Origin of the sequence: Streptomyces sp. GbtcB6, assembly GCF_019091475.1 — a bacterium.
Classification (GTDB): Bacteria; Actinomycetota; Actinomycetes; order Streptomycetales; family Streptomycetaceae; genus Streptomyces; species Streptomyces hyaluromycini.
In genome coordinates this window covers 201230-221481 of sequence record NZ_JAGXJL010000016.1, presented here as the reverse complement: position 1 = coordinate 221481, position 20252 = coordinate 201230, and the positions used below count along the sequence as shown (strand labels likewise).

Below are 20252 nucleotides of genomic sequence, written 5' to 3'. Positions count from 1 at the left end.
TCATCATGAAGCCAACGGGTGGACGCTCCGAGGGGGATGGCGCATGAACACGCCCATGGAATCTGTGAAGTCCGAACTGCCCGATCTCAGTGAGATCGCCCTCTCCGGCCTTCGGTCGCAGAGCCCGGACGTCCATGCGCGCGCACTGGACCGGTTGCTGCGCCAGGTCGAACAGCCGAGGGTCAACTTCGCGGGTGGTGAGAACCCAACCAGGCGGGTCGACTGACGAACCCCGCGGAAGGAGCCATGTGCAGCAGGACGGACGCTCGGCTCGCGCCCACGCCGCTCACCATGTCATCCCCTTGGCTCACCTGGACGACCTGGCCGCGGGCCGAGGAGGTCCGGAGACGGTTCGTTTCCTGCGGAGCACCGAGTACAGCAGGCGGCTCCTGCTGCTGAGGGCCCTGCTCGACGCCATCGCCGCAACCCCCGGTGCACTGGGCCCGCTGCCGCCGGTGGACACCGCGTGGGACACCCTGACGGTGGCTCAGCAGCGCGCCCCGGAGGACTTCGGGGAGCTGTTGCTGCATCCGCAGATCGGCGTCTGGCTGGGGCACAGCCTGCGCCGGCTCAGGCTCACCGCCTGGGGCGACGGACCTCTGTGGACCGACCTCGGTCATCTGTACGCGGTGTGCGCCGTCGCCGCGCTGCGCACGGGACTGCCGTTGCGCACCACGGTGCCGTTGCGGGACGGAGCCGCGATGTTCCCCACCCTCGGGCTGGCCCGCCTGCCGGACCGTCCGCGGTGGGGGACGGCGGATGTGGTGGTGGAGGCCGGGCGGCTGAAGGTCGACCCGCACGGTGCCCGCGTGGGGCCGCCCGAGCCGCTCGGGCCGCTCGGGCCTCCCGACGGCGACGCCCCCGGCTGGCAGGGACTGCGCACGCTGCGGGCCGACGCGGCGGGCCGGCCGGTGACCGTCTGGCTGGACGACATCGACCCCTACCGGGAACTGAGCGAACCGCTGCCCCCGCGGCGCCTCGGCAAGGACGAGCTCGCCCGCTGGCAGGAACGGTTCGGTCTGGCCCTGGACCTGCTCGTGGCCAGCGATCCGGGCATGGCTGCCGCCATGGCGGAGGGACTGCGTACGGTCGCGGAGGTCCGGCCGACACGGCCCTGGACGGTGTCGAGCGCCTCCTCCGGCGACGCCTTCGGCGGTCTGCTCTCCTCGCTGCCGCCGGACCCGGCCACTTTCGCGGTCACGTTGGTCCACGAGTTCCAGCACACCAAACTGGGCGCCCTGATCCATCTGCTGACGCTGGAGCAGGACAGCGGGACCGAGCGGCACTACGCCCCCTGGCGCAACGACCCGCGTCCGCTGCGGGGTCTGCTCCAGGGCGCCTACGCCTTCCTGGGCATCACCGACTTCTGGAGCAGGTACCTGGACCATGCGCCGCAGGACGAACGGACCCGGGTGGAATTCGAGTTCGCCCTGCGCAGGCGGCAGACCCAGGAGGCCGTTCACACCCTCGGGGCCGATCCCGCCCTGACCGCGCACGGCCGCCGTTTCCTGCGTGGCATGGCCGCACGGCTGCCCGCCTGGTGGTCGGACGACCGGATCCGGCCGGACATCGTCGCCCTGGCCGAATTCGTGGCCACCGACCACCGCACCGGCTGGCGGGTCCGGCATCTGGCCCCCGCCCCGGACGACGTCCGCGCCCTGGCCCGGGCCTTCGCCGCCGGTGCCGCGGCGGACGCGCGCGTCGCCGCGTCCGCCGTCGTCCCCGACCTCGCCGCGCCCTGGTCGCAGGCCCGCAACGGACTGGTCCGGCAGCGCCTCGCGGTACCGGACGCCGGCGACTGGCCCGTACCGTCCGCCGCCGACCGAGCCCTGGTCGCCGGGGACCCCGCCGCCCCCGACGCCTACGCCCGCCTGCTGGCGGGCGACCCCGAGGACGCCGAGGCATGGACCGGCCTCGTCCTCGCCCTCGCCGCCCGCCCGCTGCTGCACCGCCCCGAACTGCCCCGCGCGGTGCACCGCGAACTCCGCATGACCGGCACGGCCGCCGACCCGCGCGACGTCGCGCTCTGGCTGGCCGCCGGAACGGCCGCCTGAGACGGGTGCTCAGCCGCAGGAGCCGGTGAAGACGTCCACCGCGTCGTCGCTGCTGCTCGCCACCACCAGGTCCGTCGTGCCGTCGGACGTCACGTCGGCGGCCGCCGCCTCGTAGGCGCCGTCCGCCGGCAGTTCGGTCAGCTCGCTCAGCGAGCCGCCCGCGGTGCCGGTGTAGACACCGACCGAGTTGCCGTTGAGGGACGAGACCAGGACGTCGGGGATGTCGTCGCCGTTGACGTCGGCCGCGTCGACGGCGACCGGCAGGGCGGAGGTGGTGTGGTCGACGGGGTCCTGGAAGGTGCCGTCGCCGTTCCCGGCGTAGATCTCCAGGGTGTCGGAGCCGTTGCTGACGGCGGCCAGGTCGGTGGTGCCGTCCCCGTCGAAGTCGCCCTGGGTGAGCGAGTACAGCCGCTGCACGCTGCTGTACCCGGTGACGTCGCCGAAGGTCCCGTCGCCGTTGCCGAGGGCCACGCTCACGCCCCCGGCGGTGGCGACGCTCGCGGTGGCGACGTCCAGGTCGCCGTCGCCGTCGAAGTCGGTGAGGACCAGCCCGTGCGGCCGGGTCACGGTCACCGTCTGCGAGGAGACGGTGAACGCACCTTCACCGTCGCCCAGCAGCAGGTTGACGCGCCCGGCGGACTCCTCGGCCACCGCGACGTCCACGTCGCCGTCCCCGTCGACGTCGCCGGCGACCAGCGCGCGGGCGCCCGAGCCGACCGTGTACTGCGTGGCCGTCCCGAAGGCGCCGTTCCCGGTGCCGAGCAGGACGCTCACCGTGCCGCCGTCGAAGTCGGCGGTGGCGAGGTCCGGGTTGCCGTCGGCGTCGAAGTCGGCGATGACGGTCTGGTACGGCGCGTCGCCCACGGGGTAGTCCGTGGCCGCGTCGAAGGTGCCGTCGCCGTTGCCGAGCAGGACGGAGACCGAGTCGGCGGAGTTGTCCGCGGCGACCACGTCGGCGTTCCCGTCGCCGTCGAGGTCACCGGTCACCACGTGCCGGGGGTTGTCCCCGGTGCTCGCCGAGGTGTCGGACCGGGTGAAGGAGCAGGTGGTTGCGGTCGCCGTGGCCGGCTGGCTCGCCGACGCCACGGCGGTGACGCCCGCGGCGACCGCCAGGGCACCGGCGGCTCCGAAGGCCACGATGCGCGCGGCCCGGCGGTTCCTGTGTGTGCTCATGACCGGAGGGATGTCCTTCCGTGAGACGCGGAGAAGGTGTCTGTCATGGGCACCGGAACCTAGGGGCACCGCCTGTGATTCACGTGTTACGGGACCGTGGTTTCGCCGGGTCTGCCACCGGCGCGGTGACGCTGCCCAGCAGCCGCAGCGCCGCGTCGGAGGGGGAACCGGGCTCGGCGGTGTAGGCGATCAGGCGCTGCCCGGCGGTGCCGGGGAGGAGAAGGTTCTCGAAGCTGAGCTCCAGGGAGCCGACCAGCGGGTGCCGCAGCTCCTTCACCCCCGAGGTGCAGGTGCGCACCGGGTGCCGGGCCCAGAGGGCGGCGAACTCGTCGGACTGCACGGTGAGCCGGCCGACGAGTTCGGTCAGCCGGCGGTCCTCGGGGTGCCGGCCGGCGAGCAGCCGCAGGGAGGCCACCGCGAGCTGGGCCTCCTCGCGCCACCGCGGATACAGCTCCCGGTAGCGCTCGTCCAGGAACAGCATCCGCGTCAGGTTGGGGCCCGTCGTGGCGGGTCCGGCGGGGCTCTCGGGCGGCAGGTGGCCGGCGAGCAGGGCGTGGCCCAGCCGGTTCCAGGCGAGGACGTCACCGCGCCGGTCCAGGACGAGCGCGGGTACCTCGGTCATCGCGGTGAGCAACTGCCGCGCCGACGCACCGGCCCGGGGCGCGTGCGCCGGAGCTCTTCTGGACGCGTGCGCCGGGCGGGCGAGGCTCTTGAGGTGCGCCGTCTCGTCCTCGCTCAGCCGCAGCGTGCGCGCGATCGCCTCGAGTACGGCGTCCGAGGCGCCGTTCCCCCGGCCCTGTTCGAGGCGGGTGTAGTGGGTGATGCTGACGCCCGCGAGCATGGCCAGCTCCTCGCGGCGCAGCCCCGTGACCCGGCGGCGGCCGGGGTGCGGGGTGATCCCGGCGTCCTCGGGGCGCACGGCCGCACGGCGGGACTTGAGGAAGCTCCCCAGCTCGGACAGGGCGTCCATCGGTGTCTCCTGGTGGTCGGTCGGACCGCTCGCCCCTGCCATGATGCCCGCCGGTCCGCGCCGGCGGGACGGCCGAGGGTGGTCACGCCATGACCACCCAGGAGAGGGTGCTGGCTGGGCCGGAACGGGCGGGTGAGCCTTCCTTCCAGGATCGCCGGACGCGATCGGCAGGCCGATCGCGGCTGCCGGTCGTCAGAGGCGATCGTCAGGCAGGAACAGGAAGGAACACCACGTCATGCCCGTCACCGACGCGAGGGCGCGCGCAACCGCCCCGGCCGTACTCACCCCACGCCTGCGACTGGTGCTGGTCCTGCTGCTCGCGGCCCAGTTCATGCTGGCGGTGGACTTCTCCGTCCTCAACGTGGCGCTGCCGGTGATCGGCACGGGCCTCGGCTTCCCGGCGGCGCATCTGCAGTGGATCGGCACCGCGTTCGCCCTGTGCGCGGCGGGCTTCACCCTGCTGTTCGGCCGGGTCGCGGACCTCTTCGGCCGCCGCCGGCTCTTCCTCGGCGGCCTGGCGGTGCTGGGCGCGGCCTCACTGCTGGGCGGCCTGGCGGGGAACCCGGAGGTGCTGATCGCGGCCCGCGTCCTGCAGGGCCTGGCGACCGCCGCGGTGACCCCGGCCGGGCTGTCGCTGCTGACCACCTCGTTCCCGGAGGGCCCGCTGCGTGAGAAGGCGCTCGGCCTCAACGGGGCGCTGATGTCGGCCGGTTTCACCACCGGCGCGATCCTCGGCGGCCTCCTCACCGACCTGCTCTCCTGGCGCTGGGCGTTCTTCGTCAACGTGCCCGTCGCCCTCGCCGTGCTGCTCGTCGCCCCGGCGGTGGTCGCGGAGTCCCGGCCCGACGGGCGCCCCAGGCTCGACGTGCCCGGCGCCCTCAGCGTCACGCTCGGTCTGCTGGCCGTCGTCCTCGGTCTCACCCAGGCGGGCGAGCACGGCTGGGGTGCGCCGTCCGCGCTGCTGCCGGCGGGGGCGGGGGCGGTGCTGCTGATCGTGTTCGGGGCGGTGGAGCGGCGGGTGGCCGAGCCGCTGGTGCCGCTCGGTGTGCTCGGTCGCCGCTCGGTGGCCTGGGGCAATGCCGCCGGTCTGATCGCGTTCCTCACCGAGACGTCCCTGGTCTTCCTGCTGACCCTCTACCTCCAGGAGGTGCTCGGTTTCTCCCCGCTGGCCGCGGGGCTGTCCTTCGGCGTGCTGGGCGCCGGAACCGTCGTCGGCGGTTCGGCCGCCCCGAAGGTCATCGGCCGGATCGGCAGCGCGCGGACGCTGATCGGCGGGGGCATCCTGCAGGCCGGGTGCACGGCAGCCCTGCTCGGCCTCGGCGACACCCGCTCCTCGCTGGGGCTGCTGCTCGTCGCCACGTTCGCCGGCGGGGTCGGCAACATGCTGGTGATCGTCGGCTTCATGGTCACCGCCACCTCGGGGCTGGCCGACCGCGAACAGGGCCTGGCCACCGGGCTCGCGACCATGACCCAGCAGATCGGCATCACCATGGGCACCCCGGTCATGAGCGCGGTCGCCACCGCGGCGACGACCGGCACCGGTGCCGCGGCCGTCCTGGGCGGCCTCAGGGCGGCGATCGCGGTGAACGCCGCCCTCGTTCTCCTCTCCACCCTCACCAGCGCCCTGTTCCTGCGCGGGCCACGGCCGGGCCCCCGCTGAGCAGGCGTCCGCCAACTTTGCTGCCCCGCACCAGGCTTGGACCAGCCATGTGCGGGGCAGAGCCCTCCTACCGGACAGCAGGTACCGGTCAGGGCTCGGCAAGAGGAGGGCGTCATGGACGGTCGGATCCGCGTACGCGTTGTTCGTCGGCCCGCTCCCCGCGGGCAGGAGATCGACCGCAGGACGCCTTCCGGGCGCATCCTGCCGTACTAGGGAACCCGGATCGCCGTACGGAGCACGGGTGCGCGGGCGGTACGCACCGGCCGCGGCCCGCATCCGCGGCCGCGCGGGCCGGTTCGGACCGGCGGCCACGGGTCACGCGTGTGATCCGGCGGCAGGGAGACGGACACCGAGACCGTCCGGAAGCCGATACGGCGTGCGCTGCCGGTTCGCGCTGATCCGCCGTGTGCGCTCATACGGCCAGCGGTTCCAGGTCCCGGTACACCCGCCGTTCCTCCAGCGCGAAGCGGGTGATGCCGTTGTTCTCGCCGAGTTGCCGGCGCAGCCCTTGCAGCCTTCTGACGGCTTCCTCGCGCAGCGTCCGGGCCTCGTCCAGGCGGCCGAGGGCGCTCAGGGTGAGGGCGCCGTTGCTGACGACGGCCAGGGCCTCGGGATGCTGGGTGCCGAGGTCGGCGCGCAGTGCGTCGATGCTGAACCGCTCCCGCTCCCAGGCCTCCTCCAGCCGGCCGGTCTCGGCGAGCACGATCGCGTAGTTGGCGGAGCAGAACCGGGTGTGCGGGTGGTGGGCGCCGAGTACGTCGGTCATGCGGTCCAGCACCTTCAGGAACACCTCCTCGGCCTGCTCCGTGTCACCGCAGCCCCAGTGGAAGACACCGAGGTTGTTCATCGCGGCCTGGGTGTGGGGGTGGGCCTCGCCCGGCTTCTTCATGTACTCGGTGAGCACCTTCTGGGCGACGTCGCGCGCGGCTTCCGGGTCCTCGGCCGCGAACAGGTCGGCGGCGAGGTTCAGTTCGCAGGCGAGCCGGTCCGGGGTGGGCGCGGTGTACTGCGACCGGTACTGCTCCAGGGTCGCGGACGTCAGCCGCCGCGCGTCCTCCAGCTCGCCCGCCCGGCGCAGCGACACCGCGAGCGACTTCGCGCACCGCAGCGTGCCCGGGAACTCCTTGCCGAGCACGCGCTTGTGCTGTTCGTACGCCCGCGACAGCACGGTCACCGACATGCTGTACTCGCCGACCTCGCGCAGGTCGCGGCCGAGGTTCTCCGCGGACGAGAGCGTGTAGATGTGATCGGCGCCGTGGACCTGGGTGCGCCGGCTGAGGGTGACGTCGTCGATCTGCCGGGCGTCCCGGTACCTGCCGACCATGCGCAGGGCCAGCGCCAGGTTGTTGGCCGCGCTCAGGGTGCGCGGGTGGGCCTCGTAGAAGAGGTCGCTGAAGCCGTCGTGCGCCTCCTTCGCCAGCTCCACCGCCTTGGTGTACTCGCCCAGCGCCGCGAGGTCGCTGGAGAGGCCGGAGGCGGTGATGAACGTGTGCGGGTGCCGGTTGCCGAGCAGCCGGCGCTGCCGCCCGAGCACGTCGGCGTCCAGCTCACGCGCCTCGACGTACAGCCCTTGCGAGCGCAACACGTTGCCGAGCTGGCAGCGCAGGTACAGGTACTGCTCGTCGTCCTCGCCGAGGGGTTCCTTCCAGTGGTCGAGGAGTTCCTCGGCGAGTCGCTGCGCGCGCTGGAACTCGCCGCGCTTCCACAGGTAGCGGACGCGGTCGATGAGCAGCCGGCGCGGCTCCCCCTCCGTGCAGTTGCGGATGTCGGAGGCGGCGAGATGCGGCCAGATGATGTCGAACTGCGGCCAGTTCTCCCGGTTGTCGGTGGGTTCGTCGCCCTTGGGGCGGGCTCCCCTGAGGATCTCGTGCACCGTGTGCCGGGCCTGGCGCCGGTCCTCCTCCGACATCTGGGAGCGGATCACCGCCTGCACGAGCCGGTGCACCTGGATCGAGCGGGAGATCTGGTCGACCTTGGCCAAAGCGAGCCGGCCGATCTCCCGCACCAGCCGGCCGATCAGCAGACTCTCCGTCAGGCGGAGGGCGGTGAGCATCTCGTCGCTGTCGTAGAGCAGTTCCGAGGAGATCGGCTCGGCGGCGAGGAACGCGCACAGCTGCAGCAGCCGTACCGAGGCGGGTGACCGCTCCTTCAGCCGCTCGATGGAGATGTTCCAGGTGGCGGCCACCGTCTCGGGATAGTCGGCGGGCTGGTTGAGCCCCATCACCGCGGCGGTCTCCTCGGTGAGGCGGCTCAGGTACTCGGTCGTCGGCATGGCGGTCTCGGCCAGCCAGGCGCCGGCCTGCTCCACCGCGAGCGGCAGATCGCCCACGGCCTCCGCGACCTGGTCGGCCTCGGCCGGGCTGAGCCCCGGGGCGCGCCGGGACAGGTGCTCGACGCTCTCCTGCCGCTGGAATACGTCGACCGGCAGCGCCGCCCCCATCTCCGACCACGCCTGGTTCCGCGAGGTGACGAGGATGTGCCCGCCGCCGGTGGCGGGCAGGTGGCCGGCGAGCTCATCCGGGTCGTCGGCGTTGTCGAAGACCAGGATCCACCGCTGGGTGGGGTTGCCCCGGGAGAGCATGCGTACGGCTTCCTTGCCGGTCAGCGCCATGTCCTCGCCGCCGGGCGCGCCGATGCGCGAGCCGAGTTCGGCGAGCGAGGCCACCACGTTGTCGATGTTCTCGGCCGCAACCCACCACACCAGGTCGTAGTCGGCGCTGAAACGGTGCACGTACTCCAGCGCGATCTGCGTCTTGCCGACCCCGCCCATCCCGAACAGCACCTGGTGCCCGGGCAGTACGGCGGTCATGCCGCTGCGCAACTGCTCCCGCACCCTTTCGAGGAGGTAACCGCGGCCGGTGAAGGTGCTGTTGCGCTGCGGCACGTTCCAGTGGTCGGGGACATGGCCGGGGAACCGGGTCGCCGCCGGTCCGCCCGCCGGCAGTTGCCCGGGCAGTCCGAGCGCGCCGAGCAGCGCGGCCTCGCAGCCCGGTTCGTCGAGTCCGTGCAGGTCGACCAGGTCGGACTGGTGCTGGTACGACACCGGCGGCCGGACCTCGTCCACCTGTACCGGTATCAGCGATCCGGGCGGCCCGTCGGCGCCGGTGGCCGGGCCCGGCGGGCTCGCGGTGTGCCGGGACTCGTACAGCGCCTTGGACCACAGCACCAGGGCGCGGGTGCCGGGGGCGGGACTGCCGAGCGGTCCGGTGACCAGGTCGTGCAGGGTGACGGTGCAGCCCGCCCGCTTCAGCAGCGACTCGATCCAGTCGGCCCACATCCGGTTCTCCGCCGCGTACACGACGGTCACCCGCGCTCCGGTGGCCTGCGGCCGGCGCCGGACGAACGCGTCCCGGCTGCGCAGCCGCACCGCTTCCGGGATCTGCGGCAGCGCGGTGACCTCGTTGTCGGACACGGCCGCGGTGAGCCGTTCGAAGGCGGCCAGCAGCGACTTGGGGTCGCCCTTCTTGTCCCCGACGACGGCGAGGGTCTCCTCGTACGCGTAGTACGGCTTGTACGGTATTTCGACGCTGCCCCAGTAGGCGGTGACCTCGTCGGCGCTCAGCAACTCCCCGTCCGGCCCCTGCGGCAGTCCGGCGAACTTCAGCCGGGCCACCGCGCGGCCCGCCTCGACCTTGTCCTTCTCGCCGTCGTCGACGCGCATCGGCACGGGCAGCACCCGGATCCGCCGCCTGCGGTGCTCGTCGCCGACGCTGTGCGCGACCTCGGCGGCGCCGTCGATGGACTGGTCGCTGAGGGTGAAGCAGTCCACGAGGACGTCGGGCATCTGGAGGGTGCAGATGTCCGCGGTGTCCGACCGGCCGGTGCGCGAGTCGATCAGGACGTAGTCGTAGGACCGTTTCATGCTGTCGCGCAGCGCCTTGAGGAACACGCCGCCGCCGAGGCGGTCGTAGAAGTTGTCCCACTCCAGGAAGGACGCCGTGCCCGAGTAGGCGCGGAACTGCCTTCCCGCGGAGAGGAAGTCGAGCGAGCCGCCGTTCTCGAAGCCGAGTCCCCGCCGTTCGGGGGAGAGCGAGACGGCGTGCTGCTCGACGTCGGCGAACTCCAGGTGCCAGGGGCCCGTGCGGCTGATGCCGTCCGTCGCCGCCCAGGCGTAGTCCTGGAGGATGTCGATGACGCCCTCGGTGGCGGCGAGCACATTGGGGTCCAGGAACGGATGGAAGAAGCGATCCAGCCCCGGGGCTTCCAGGTCCCAGTCCACGGCGAGGACCCGTTTGCCGTTGGCGGCGAGGATCCACGCCACGTTGGCCAGCGCCATCGTCCGTCCGATGCCGCCCTTGTACGAGTAGAAGGTGATGATGCGTCCGTCTCTTGCGGCCGTCATGCCTCTCCTCCGGGGTCGTCTCCCGCGTCCGGGCCGGACGGCGGACACGGGTCCGCCGGACGGGGTCTGGGGAAGCGCCGGGGGCCGGTGCCGCGCGGTTCGAAGGCGTTCGGCGTGCTCTCGTGGTCCCGGGGGCGTCCGGGCGCCGGCCCGGAGTCGCGGGCCGCCCGCACGATGCGCTCGGCGAGGCCGAACACGGTCTCGTCGTACTCGCCGCGCAGCCGGCTGAGCTTGATCAGCCCGTAGATCCCGCTGCTGAGGTAGCCTCCGCCGGACGAGAGGTCCTCGATGCGGACGTGCCTTGCGGAGTCCGGGAGTTCGTGCCGGTCGACGCGCCTCCACAGGGCGGGCACGACGGCCGAGGCGGTGGCCGTCCCGGTGGCCCTGGCGTTCGGCATCCGCTCGTGGAACGCGTACCACTCGCGGCCGCACATCTCGCTGGAGAAGTACCGCGGCGAGAACAGCGGCACGAACACCCGGCAGGCGGCGAGGTTCTCGCTCAGCCTCTCGGTCCAGCCCTCCCCGGAACGCATCTCCCGGTCCATGAAACCGGCCGGGGAACCCGCGGGCAGGTCGGTGAGCGCCATGATGTGGCCGCACAGATCGTTGAACAGCACCCGCACCCAGTGATCGGGGTCCCCGCCGGCCGGGTCCCGCTGCGGGGTGTGGGCGTACGACAGGAAGAAATAGGGCTGGTGGTCCGGAACTCGGCCCTCCACCCGTTCGCCTGTACCCACTCATCCCCCTGTCCGCTGACAGGCCGTCGGCCTGCTCCGCCGACGGTGCCCTACGGCCGGAACCAACAATGTGCCCGACCGCACGCCATACGGTTGGTTGCTTTCAGGACAAAGGACCGTCATATCTGGACATGTGGATCCTTGCGTGTTCAGGCAGGACGGTCCGCCCACTGCGACCACATGCGGGCCAGCAGCACGGCACCGGTCTCGGTCAGCTCGTCCTCCGGCAGCAGGGTGAGCGCGGTGAGGGCGCCTGCCGCCCTGTCGTACGCCTCCCGGCCGAGTTCCTCGTCCGCCAGGTCCAGCAGGGCGCCCGCGGGGCTGCCCGGCCGGTGCAGGTCGGCCGTCTCGCGCAGGGCGGTGAGGCGGGCCCGGCGGCCGATGCGCGGGAGTTCCCGGGCGAACTCCTCGGGTGTCACGTCGACCGCGACGCCCAGCGCCCCGAACCCGTGGGCGCCGAGCACCAGACCGCTGCCCGCCTCCAGCGGGGTGAGGACGGTGGGGCGGAACACGTCCGGGTCGGAGTGCCGGCGCGGTGCCTCCTTCGCCAGTAGCTCGTAGGCCCGGCTCAGCCGCTCCGTGAACTCGCCGCACATCAGGGGCGGGGCGACGGCGACGGGATAGCAGTCGCGACAGGGGTCCGCGTCGTCGACCAGCGGGCCGTCCTGGGCCAGCACCCGGCCGAGCGGGCGCCAGCGCACGGAGGCAGGGCCCCCGTCGAGCCCGACCCGGGTCCCGGCGGGATCCGGGTCGGGCCCGCCGCCGCGTACCCGGAAGGCGTCCGGGGCCACGGTGACCTCGATGCGGCCGGGGGCGTCCAGGCGGTAGGTGCCCCAGGTGGGCAGGTGCAGCCGGGTGCCGGGCTGGTCCCAGGACAGCGTGGCCGGTACCCCTGCCCGCAGGGCCGCGGCGGCGGCCAGTGCCATGAACCGGGCCGTGTCGGCGGGGCCGTGCAGGGAGCGCTGGAGGCTGGTGCGCACGTAGGGGTGCGCCAGCACCTCGTCCAGGTGCGGGGCGGTGCCGGGGTCGGCGTCCAGGGCCAGCAGCAGCCGCCAGGCGTCCGCCCAGTCCGGCTCGGCCGCCAGCTGCTCCTGCGCCCGGCGCAGCAGCAGCCGGTCCAACTCCAGCTGGGCCCAGGCGAGTCGGGCCGTGCCCAGCACCGCGGGCGAGAAGGAGCGGTCGGTCACCCGGTCGGCGACGCCCTCGACCAGGGACCGGAGATCGCCGCAGAAGACACTGGGGTTGTCGAAGCCGTTCTCCGAGCTGTACCGGTGCCCGTACAGGCCGCCGCCGCAGGACCGCACCACCGGGCAGCGGCGGCAGGTGTCGCTGAGCCCGTCGAGGCCCGCCTGCCGGGCCTGGACACCGGGGTGCGCGGCGAACTCCGCGAAACCGTGCCGGAAGACGTCGTACCCCGTCTCGGGAGCGCCCGCGTAGGCGGTCTTGAGCCAGTCGGCCTGCTCGAAGGCGCCGTCCGTCTCGATCACGGCCAGGTCGCTGGGCGCCAGCCCCAGCGCCTCGGTCAGGGGCGGCCCGCCGCGCAGCGTGCTGAGCACCGACTCGAAGGTCCGCACCGGCATCGGGCGGCCCTGCTGCTCCCAGCGGTCGAAGACCGCGAGCAGCCAGTCGGCATACGGCGTGGTGGCCCCGGCCGGGTTGGGCGGCGGGGAGTCCCAGGTGGAGTGCGGAAGCAGGTAGTCGATCCGCGGCGGGGCCAGTTCGGTGAGGGCGTCGTGCACGGCGACGGGGTCGTTCGCGACGTCCACCGTGCACAGCACCCCGCTGAACAGGTGGCGGTACTCGGGCTCCTGGAGCAGCCGGATGCCGCGGACCACACGGTCGTGGCTGCTGCGGCCCCTGCGGTCCAGTCGGTGCCGGTCGTTGGCCGCACGGTCGCCGTCGAGCGACACGCTGACCCGGACCCCGAACTCCCGGCAGACGTCCAGGTGTTGCCGGTTCAGGGTGACCGCGTTGGTGTGCATGCGCAGGTCGAGCGCGGTCAGCGGGGAGAGGGTGCGGGTCAGCTCCGCGCAGATGTCCCGCAGCCGGGCCGGGCCGACCAGCAGCGGCTCGCCGCCGTGCAGGATCACCGAGACGGACTCGAGGGCCCACGAGCGGGCGTACTCGGCCAGCCGGCCGGCGACGGCGCGCACGGTCTCCGGGCGGATGTAGGTCGGGCGGTTCCGCCAGCTCTGGTCGGCGTGCTGATACACGTAACAGTGGTCGCAGAGCAGATCGCACCTGCTGTGGATCTTCAGGACCAGCTGTCCCAGAGGTGGGCTGCCGGGAAGCCTCTGGCGTCCTGCGGCTGTTGCCGCCCCGTCGGCGCTCTGCCTCACGTCAGCCCTCCTCGCTCAGCAGGCCGAGTTGAACGTGACGGGTCGGTCCGGACGGTTGTCGGGGCAGGTCACGCGACCCGCGGTGCGCGCGGCGGCGGCCGTGCGCGGTCCGATGTCCCTCAGGCGTGTGCGTCCTGAAGTGATCGTGGTGAGGGAAGGGCGCCTCGCCGGCGTCACCGAAAGGATCATGGTGTCTCTCAGCTCCAGTTCGGATTGGTGAAGCTGCTGTCGTCCCAGTGACTGTCGCACACGCAACTCCTCGGCGGCTCAAAGGATTTGCGGACTTCCACGCCAGTCTGGTCGTGCTGACGCGGAACCATATATCAGAAATGCCTCACTTGCGCGTGGGACTGGTTTCCGCACCCAGGGACTTCTTACGCTGGTCTTCGGAGGCGCGCGGAAGGCTTGTCGGGGGCGCGCAGCGAATCCAGGGGGCGTCATGGGGGCGGCTGTCACTCCTGTACCTCGAACCACACTGAGCGACGGGGACCTGCCGCCGCTGTTCCAGGTGAGCGACCAGTGGGCGTTGCACCATCAGAGTGACTCGTTCCGGGCGGTGCGTACGCATCTGCTGCTGCTTCTGCTGGCCACCACGGCCGCCGTCCTGACCGAGCAGGCGTCAGGGCACGTCATGACGGTGCTCGCCGCCGTGCTGTACGGGCTGACGATAGCCCTCGGCCTGAGCACCTCGCGCCGTCGCTCCCGAGCCCACTGGCAGGCGCACCGGGCGGCCGCCGAGCTGCTGAAGTCGCTGGCCTGGCAGTACATGGTGCACGGCGGCCCCTTCCACTCCCATGTCGCCGACCCGGACGCGGTCTTCGCGGAGCGCGTCGAAGAACGCCTGCGCGAGCTGCGCAAATGCGGCTGGGAGGACTCCCGCAGCGACCCCGGGGAACGGGGCGGGGGGCAGATCACACCGCGGATGCGTGCCGAGCGGGCCAAGTCCTACGCGGCCCGCCGGGACCTCTACCTGCGCGACCGGCTCCTGGAACAGGCCGTCTGGTACAAGAACCGGTCCGTCCGCGCGCATCGCGCCGCCGCCCGCTGGTCCTCCGTCACCGCGGCACTGACCCTGTTCGCCCTCGCGGCCGCCCTGCTGCGGACCGTCGGCATGCTCGGCGGCGCCGACCTCGCGGGGCTCCTCAGCGCGGCCGCCGCGGCGGGCGTCGCCTGGCAGGAGGTGCGACGGCACGGCCCGCTGACGCACGCCCACTCCCTCATCGAACAGGATCTGGAGACCGCCCGGATCGCCATGGCCACGACGGTGACCGAGGCGGGCTGGGCCGAGGCGGTGGGGGAGACGGAGCGCCTGATGTCCCCGGCGCACACGGAGTGGCTGGTGCGCTTCGGCACCTGACGCTCCCTCATGGCCGCCCCGCGACCGGCGGGCCGGCTCGGCGTCAGTCCCGCCGCACCCCCGTCTGCCACAGCACCGTCACCGGCACCCCCCTGCGCCGCGCATAGGCCACCACGTCGCCGGTGCCGCCCGGGCCGCGCGCCGGGCGGCCGTCCCAAACGGCGATCAGGTGGTCGGAGTGGTCCACGATCCAGCAGCCCGCCGCGAAGTAGGCCTGCTCGTGCGTCGGCTCGCGGGGCAGGTCGACGCGGTTCGCACAGGACCGCAGGATCCTGCGGTACGTGCTCCGGGCCTGCTCGTCGCCCAGGTGGGCCTCGTAGTCCATGCCGGGGATCACGGCCGTCACCGGGACGCCGTGGGCCAGGGCGATGTCCGCGAACAGCTGGTCGGCGCCGGCCGCGAGGCAGCTGAGGGCCTCCCACGCCACGTCGCTGCGGCTGAACTGACGCCGCAGGGCCGAGCGGACGAGCGGCAGGACGGGCGGGGGGAGCGCACGGTGTCCGGTCACGCCGACACGGGTGACGGTGAGGCGGGGGACCGCTGCCGCCTCGTCGAGATACTCGGTGATATCGGCTGTCACGGAACGTCCCCTCCCGTCACCATCGGTGAGTCCAGCCTAATCCAGGGGCGACAAGATGCGCAGGGGGCGCATCGACTCACACCGGTGCCCGGCCTCGGAAGGTGGCTGTTCAGGCGGCCAGCGGGTCCAGCACCAGGGGCTCGATCCGGCCCTCCAGCATCGCCCCGATGCCCTGGACGGCGCACACGTCCGGCCGCTCCGCGATGTGCACCGGCATGCCGGTGGCCTCCCGCAGCAGCTGGTCGAAGCCGGGGAGCAGCGCCGAGCCGCCGACCATCATGATCCCGCGGTCGGCGAGATCGGCGACCAGGTCGGGCGGGCAGTCCCGCAGCACCTTGCCGATCCCGTCCAGGACCGACATGAGGGGCGTCTGGATGGCATCGCGTACGGCGGCGGTGTCGACCCGCACGCTGCGGGCCAGCCCGGTGGCCACGTCCCGCCCGTGGATCTCGGTGGAGGCCGGGCCGTACGGGGTGAGGCCGTTGCCGTCCAGGGCCAGCTCCAGGGGCCGGACCGACTGGTTCGGCAGCATCAGCTCGTGCTCGTGCCGTAGGTGCTGCACGATCGCGTGGTCCACGGCCTCACCGCCGACGGGCAGCCGCTCGGCGCACACGATCGACCCCAGCGACAGCACGGCCACCTGGGTGGCGGCGGCCCCGCAGACGAGGATCATGCTGGCCTCGGGCCGCTCCACCGGCAGCCCGCACCCCACCGCCGCGGCGATCAGCGTGTCGACCAGCTCCACCCGCCTGGCCCCCAGCCCCACCAGCGTCTCGATGATCGCCCGCTGGGCCAGCGGGTCGGCGTCGTGCGGGGCGCAGGCCGCCGCCCGCAGCCGGGGCTTGCGGCGCAGGGACCGGCGGATCTTGTCGCCGAGCAGGTGGCGCAGCATGCGCTGGGCGATCTCGATGTCGACGATGGTCCCGCCGGAGATGGGCCGCACGACACGGATGTAGTCGGGCGTACGGCCCGTCATCTTCTCCGCGAACTCGCCGACGGCGATCAGCGCGCCGGTACGGGTGTTCACGGCGGCGACGGAAGGCTGGTCGACGACCAGGCCCATGCCCCTCACATACACGCGGGTGCGGGAGGCCCCCAGATCGACGGCGAAATGGCAGCGGCGCAACTGCTCCAGACTGACGGTCACGGCAGATCCTCCCGAGTGCGCGGGCCGTGTGGGGTGGCACCGCCGGTCGGCGGCCTGCTTCGCATCCTCCGGGGGATCGCAGCGGCGCGCCTGCGGGGAGGGGCCGGGCGGGGCGCGGCTGAATGGGGGGTTTCGCCGGACCGCAGAGCGGACGGCCTCAGGCGGGTCCGTCCTGGGAACGGCCCACGATGCCCCGGACCACCCCCAGCTCCACCAGGTCCTGGGGCCGGATGCGCAGCTGGCCGGCGGTGGTCTCGGTCTCCTCCGGGGAGCGCTTCAGGATCGCCGCCGCCAGCTCCGGTGCGATGACGGAGAAGTAGCTGTCCGGGGTGGCCCAGGTGCTGCCGGGCGCGGCCAGCGCCAGCGCCCCGCCCGAGCCGCCCTCGCCGATGACGAGGGTGGTGACCGGCGTCCGGGCCGCCGCGACCTCGCCGAACAGTTCCGCGATCGCGGCCCCGGCGCCCTGCCGTTCCGCCTCGGCGTCGTTCGCGGCGCCCGGGGTGTCGACGAGGGTCAGCACGGGGATCCCCAGCCGGTCCGCGAGCCGTATCAGACGGGCGGCGGTGCGGTACCCGGCGGGCCTGGTCGCCGTCCCGGTCTGCGCGGCGAAGGCGACCGCACGGCCGTCCCGCTCGCCGAAGCCGCACAGCATCCCGTCCGGATCCGCTCCGCCGCACCGGTCGCCGACAAGGGCGACCCGGCGGGTGAAGTACGCGTCCAGGTAGGCGTCGGCGCGCGGGCGGTGCGGGGCGCGGGCACGCCGGACGGCTTCCCAGCCGGTGGCCGGCAGCGCGGTGGTGCCGAGGGCGGCCGGCGGGTCGGCGGGTATCGGGGCGGGGGCGGTCAGCAGCCGCAGCCACAGCCCGAGCGTTGCCCTCAGATCCTCCAGGGGCACCACGGCGTCGGCCGCCCCGGCCGCGAACTGCGCCTCGGCCGTGTACGCGGCCGGATCGGCGTCCGGCGGGCGGACCCGGGAGCCGGCGAAGCCCACCTGGGCGCCGGGCAGGGCCAGGACGACATCGGCGCCGGCCCCCAGGGTGGCCCAGCCGCCGCCGGTCGTCGGGTCGCGCAGGACCGCGATCTGCGGCAGCCCCGCCTCCCGGGTGAGCGCCGACTGGCGTGCCACACGCTGGAGTTGGGAGAGGGCGAGCATGCCCTCCTGCATCCGGCTGCCGCCGGTGGCGACCAGCGGCACGACCGGGAGCCGGTGGGCGCGGGCATGGACGTACGCCGCCTCCAGCCGGTCCCCGGTCCGCTCGCCGAGCGAGCCGCCGAGGAAGCCGAACTCGAACGCGATCAGTACGGCCGCCGTGCCCTCGACCTGTGCGGTGCCGACGACGACGGACTCCTCCTCGCCGGTGCGCTCGGCGGCGCGGGCGCGCGAGGCGTCGTACCCCTGCCAGCCGAGCGGGCCGTCGGGCGGCGACTGCCGTGCCGGGTGCGGGAGTTCGGCGAAGCTGCCGGGGTCGGTGACGAGGCCGAGGACCTGCCGGGCGGAGAGTCGCGAGGGTGTCGGCCCGGATGCCGGCCCGGGTGTCGGCTCAGGCACCGAGGGCCCGCTTCATGATCTTCCCCATGTCGTTGCGGGGGAGGGCGTCCAGGTAGTGGACGACGCGGGGTCGCTTGTGCGGGGCGAGCCGCGCGGCGACGTGGTTCGCCAACTCCTCGGCGGGCGGCGGCGACTGCGGGTCGGCCGGGACGATCCAGGCGACGATCCGCTCGCCCAGGTCCGCGTCCGGCTCCCCGGTGACCGCGGCCTCCCGCACCCCGGGATGTTCCAGGAGCGCGTTCTCGATCTCCCCGGCCCCGATCTTGTAACCGCCGCTCTTGATCAGGTCGGTGGCCTTGCGCCCGACGATCCGCACATAGCCGTCCGGCTCGCGCACCGCCATGTCACCGGTGCGGAACCAGCCGTCGGCGGTGAAGGCGGCCGCGGTGGCGTCGGGCCGGTTGAGGTACTCGGTGAACAGGTTCGGGCCGCGCACCTGGATCTCGCCGACGGTCTCCCCGTCGTACGCCGCGATCGCCGTCCCGTCCTCCTCGACCAGCCGCAGCTCCACGCCCGGCAGCGGCACCCCCACGGTCCCCGCCCGCGCCTCCCCGTCGGCCCTGACGCTGGTGTTCATCAGGGTCTCCGTCATGCCGTACCGCTCGACGACCCGCCGTCCGGTCGCGGCCGCGATCCGCTCGTGGTCGTGGACGGGCAGCGCGGCCGACCCGGAGACCAGCAGCCGGGCCCGGCCGAGCGCCTTCGCCAACTCGGGGTCGCCGGGCAGCGCCTCGGCGATGCGGTGGTACATGGTCGGGACGCCGAAGAGCATGGTCGCGCCGTCGTTCAGCTCGCGGGTGACGCCGTCGGTGTCGAACCGCCCGAGGTGCCGGACGGAGCCGCCGCGCCGCAACGGCCCGAGGATCCCCAGCACGAGCCCGTGCACATGGAACAGCGGCAGACCGTGCACCAGCACGTCGTCCCCGGTCCACTGCCAGGCGTCGGCGAGCGCGTCCAGGGTGGCGGCGAGCGACCGGCGCGGGATGACGGCGCCCTTGGGCGGGCCGGTGGTGCCGGAGGTGTAGACGACGAGGGCGGGGTCGGCTTCGGTGGTGCGGTCCTCGGGCAGCGGGCCGGTGGCGTGCGTGTCGACGTCGATGCGCGGCAACCCGGCGAGCGCGGCGGGGAGTTCGGCGCCGGGTGCGGCCAGGACGGCGGCCGGCGCGCTGTCGGAGAGGATGTGCGCGAGTTCCTTCTCGCCCGACTTGGGGTTGAGCGGTACGGCCGCCCGGCCGGCGAGCAGGGTGCCGACGACGGCGACGGCCGTCTCCAGTTCCGGCGTCGCCCACACCGCGACCCGGTCGGCGTCCCCGACCCGGCCCGCGACGGCGCCGGCCGCGGCGGCGAGCTGCCCGTACGTCAACGACCGTGCACCGAACCGCAGGGCAATCCGCTCGCCCGGACCGTCCACCAGGGCCGGAAACAGAAGGGACACGCGACGACTCCTCACCGATGGGAACCTCGACAGCCCCTTCCTACACCAGCCACCACCCTCCGAGGCCACCCCACTCGCGCTCCGCACCACGACCTTGATCACACTGCCGGGGCCCGCCCGTGACCCGTCACAGCCGCCGCGTCCCGACGACCGCGCACAGATCGGGCGCGAGCCGCACCTCCACCGCCCGCAGCGCCGGATGCTCCAGCCAGTGCAGCCGCGCCCGGTCCACGTCCCCGCCGAACCGGGGCGGCCACCGGTCGGAGGGGGTGAAGTCGTCGACGACGACCGTGCCACCGGGGACCAGCAGCCGCTCGACGTCGGCGGCCGGGTCCCCGGGCACCTTCCCCTGCCCGCCCCCGTCGAGCACGAGCAGTTCGAAGGGCCCGTACGCCGCGATGTCCTGCCAGTCCCCGCAGGCCACGGTGGTGTCGGGCCGGTCGCGGAACACCTCGGCGGCCGCCCGGGCCCGCTTCGGCTCCCGCTCCACACTGAAGAGCCGCACACCGGCCCGGGCCCCCGACGCGAGCCACGCGAGCCCCACCCCCACCCCGGTCCCGGTCTCCCCGATCCGCCCGCCGACCCCACCGGCCAGCACCTGCAGCAACCGCCCTTGTTCGGGCCGGCAGGAGTAGGGGAACGACTGGGCCCGGGCGGCATCGAGCGCACGCCGGACGAGGGGCGGGAGACCGGGGAGACCGGCGTGGGCATCGGTGCCGTGAAGTGTCATGGCCGACTTTCTACCGAGCGGAGCGGGGGCCATGGGCCGAGACGGGGCGACCCCGGAGGCGGCGCTCTCCCTTTCTGCCCGCCCCCGGCTTTCCCGGCCTTGCCGGCTCGCCCCCGGCTTTCCCGGCCTGCCCCCGGCTTTCCCGGCTTGCCCCCGGCCTTGCCGGCTCGCCCCCGGCT

14 protein-coding genes are annotated in these 20252 nt (G+C 73.5%); 4 read left to right on the top strand and 10 right to left on the bottom strand.

What is annotated here, in order from left to right:
- The first annotated feature begins 55 nt into the window (after positions 1–55).
- A complete protein-coding gene (locus KVT45_RS27065) occupies positions 56–226 on the top strand; it encodes a hypothetical protein (RefSeq protein ID WP_167449931.1) in 171 nt (56 codons plus the stop codon).
- 22 nt (positions 227–248) lie between these two features.
- Positions 249–2054: an HEXXH motif domain-containing protein gene (locus tag KVT45_RS56515; protein ID WP_217551688.1), complete on the top strand. Its 1806-nt coding sequence runs from the start codon at positions 249–251 to the stop codon at positions 2052–2054.
- Positions 2055–2063: 9 nt separating this feature from the next.
- Here the strand turns inward: KVT45_RS56515 and KVT45_RS27055 are convergent, their stop codons facing one another.
- Positions 2064–3227: a VCBS repeat-containing protein gene (locus tag KVT45_RS27055; RefSeq protein WP_217551687.1), complete on the bottom strand. Its 1164-nt coding sequence runs from the start codon at positions 3225–3227 to the stop codon at positions 2064–2066.
- Positions 3228–3306: 79 nt separating this feature from the next.
- A complete protein-coding gene (locus KVT45_RS27050) occupies positions 3307–4197 on the bottom strand; it encodes a helix-turn-helix transcriptional regulator (RefSeq protein ID WP_217551686.1) in 891 nt (296 codons plus the stop codon).
- A gap of 235 nt (positions 4198–4432) precedes the next feature.
- On the opposite strand from KVT45_RS27050, the gene KVT45_RS27045 reads away from it, so the two are divergent.
- Positions 4433–5857, top strand: a complete 1425-nt coding sequence (locus KVT45_RS27045; RefSeq protein ID WP_217551685.1) for an MFS transporter — start codon at positions 4433–4435, stop codon at positions 5855–5857.
- Between the two features lie 412 nt (positions 5858–6269).
- Here KVT45_RS27045 and fxsT read toward each other — a convergent pair whose 3' ends face one another.
- The 3 genes from fxsT to fxsB all read right to left on the bottom strand — a co-directional run bounded on the left by fxsT (position 6270) and on the right by fxsB (position 13275).
- Positions 6270–10199, bottom strand: coding sequence for an FxSxx-COOH system tetratricopeptide repeat protein (fxsT, locus tag KVT45_RS27040; protein ID WP_217551684.1), 3930 nt, complete (start codon positions 10197–10199; stop codon positions 6270–6272).
- Positions 10196–10936, bottom strand: coding sequence for a TIR-like protein FxsC (locus KVT45_RS27035; protein ID WP_217551683.1), 741 nt, complete (start codon positions 10934–10936; stop codon positions 10196–10198). The genes fxsT and KVT45_RS27035 overlap by 4 nt, the downstream gene beginning before the upstream one ends.
- 149 nt (positions 10937–11085) lie before the next feature.
- On the bottom strand, positions 11086–13275 hold the full coding sequence (gene fxsB, locus KVT45_RS27030; RefSeq protein ID WP_217551682.1) for a radical SAM/SPASM protein FxsB, inactivated metallohydrolase extension form: 2190 nt from the start codon (positions 13273–13275) through the stop codon (positions 11086–11088).
- A gap of 439 nt (positions 13276–13714) precedes the next feature.
- Here fxsB and KVT45_RS27025 point away from each other — a divergent pair, with 439 nt between their 5' ends.
- Complete coding sequence (locus KVT45_RS27025; protein ID WP_217551681.1) at positions 13715–14632, top strand: DUF4231 domain-containing protein; 918 nt, start codon at positions 13715–13717, stop codon at positions 14630–14632.
- Between the two features lie 43 nt (positions 14633–14675).
- On the opposite strand, the gene KVT45_RS27020 is transcribed toward KVT45_RS27025, so the two are convergent.
- From KVT45_RS27020 to KVT45_RS27000, 5 genes are all read right to left on the bottom strand, one after another.
- A complete protein-coding gene (locus KVT45_RS27020) occupies positions 14676–15212 on the bottom strand; it encodes a hypothetical protein (RefSeq protein ID WP_308310873.1) in 537 nt (178 codons plus the stop codon).
- Between the two features lie 109 nt (positions 15213–15321).
- Positions 15322–16359: a rod shape-determining protein gene (locus tag KVT45_RS27015; protein WP_217551680.1), complete on the bottom strand. Its 1038-nt coding sequence runs from the start codon at positions 16357–16359 to the stop codon at positions 15322–15324.
- 157 nt (positions 16360–16516) lie between these two features.
- Positions 16517–17908 carry a carboxyl transferase domain-containing protein gene (locus tag KVT45_RS27010; protein ID WP_217551679.1) on the bottom strand — a complete coding sequence of 464 codons (1392 nt, stop codon included), beginning with the start codon at positions 17906–17908 and terminating at the stop codon, positions 16517–16519.
- Entirely contained in the window at positions 17901–19343 is a 1443-nt protein-coding gene (locus KVT45_RS27005; RefSeq protein WP_217551678.1) for an acyl-CoA synthetase, read from the bottom strand. The genes KVT45_RS27010 and KVT45_RS27005 overlap by 8 nt, the downstream gene beginning before the upstream one ends.
- A 127-nt stretch (positions 19344–19470) precedes the next feature.
- On the bottom strand, positions 19471–20073 hold the full coding sequence (locus KVT45_RS27000; RefSeq protein WP_217551677.1) for a class I SAM-dependent methyltransferase: 603 nt from the start codon (positions 20071–20073) through the stop codon (positions 19471–19473).
- Positions 20074–20252 lie beyond the last annotated feature (179 nt).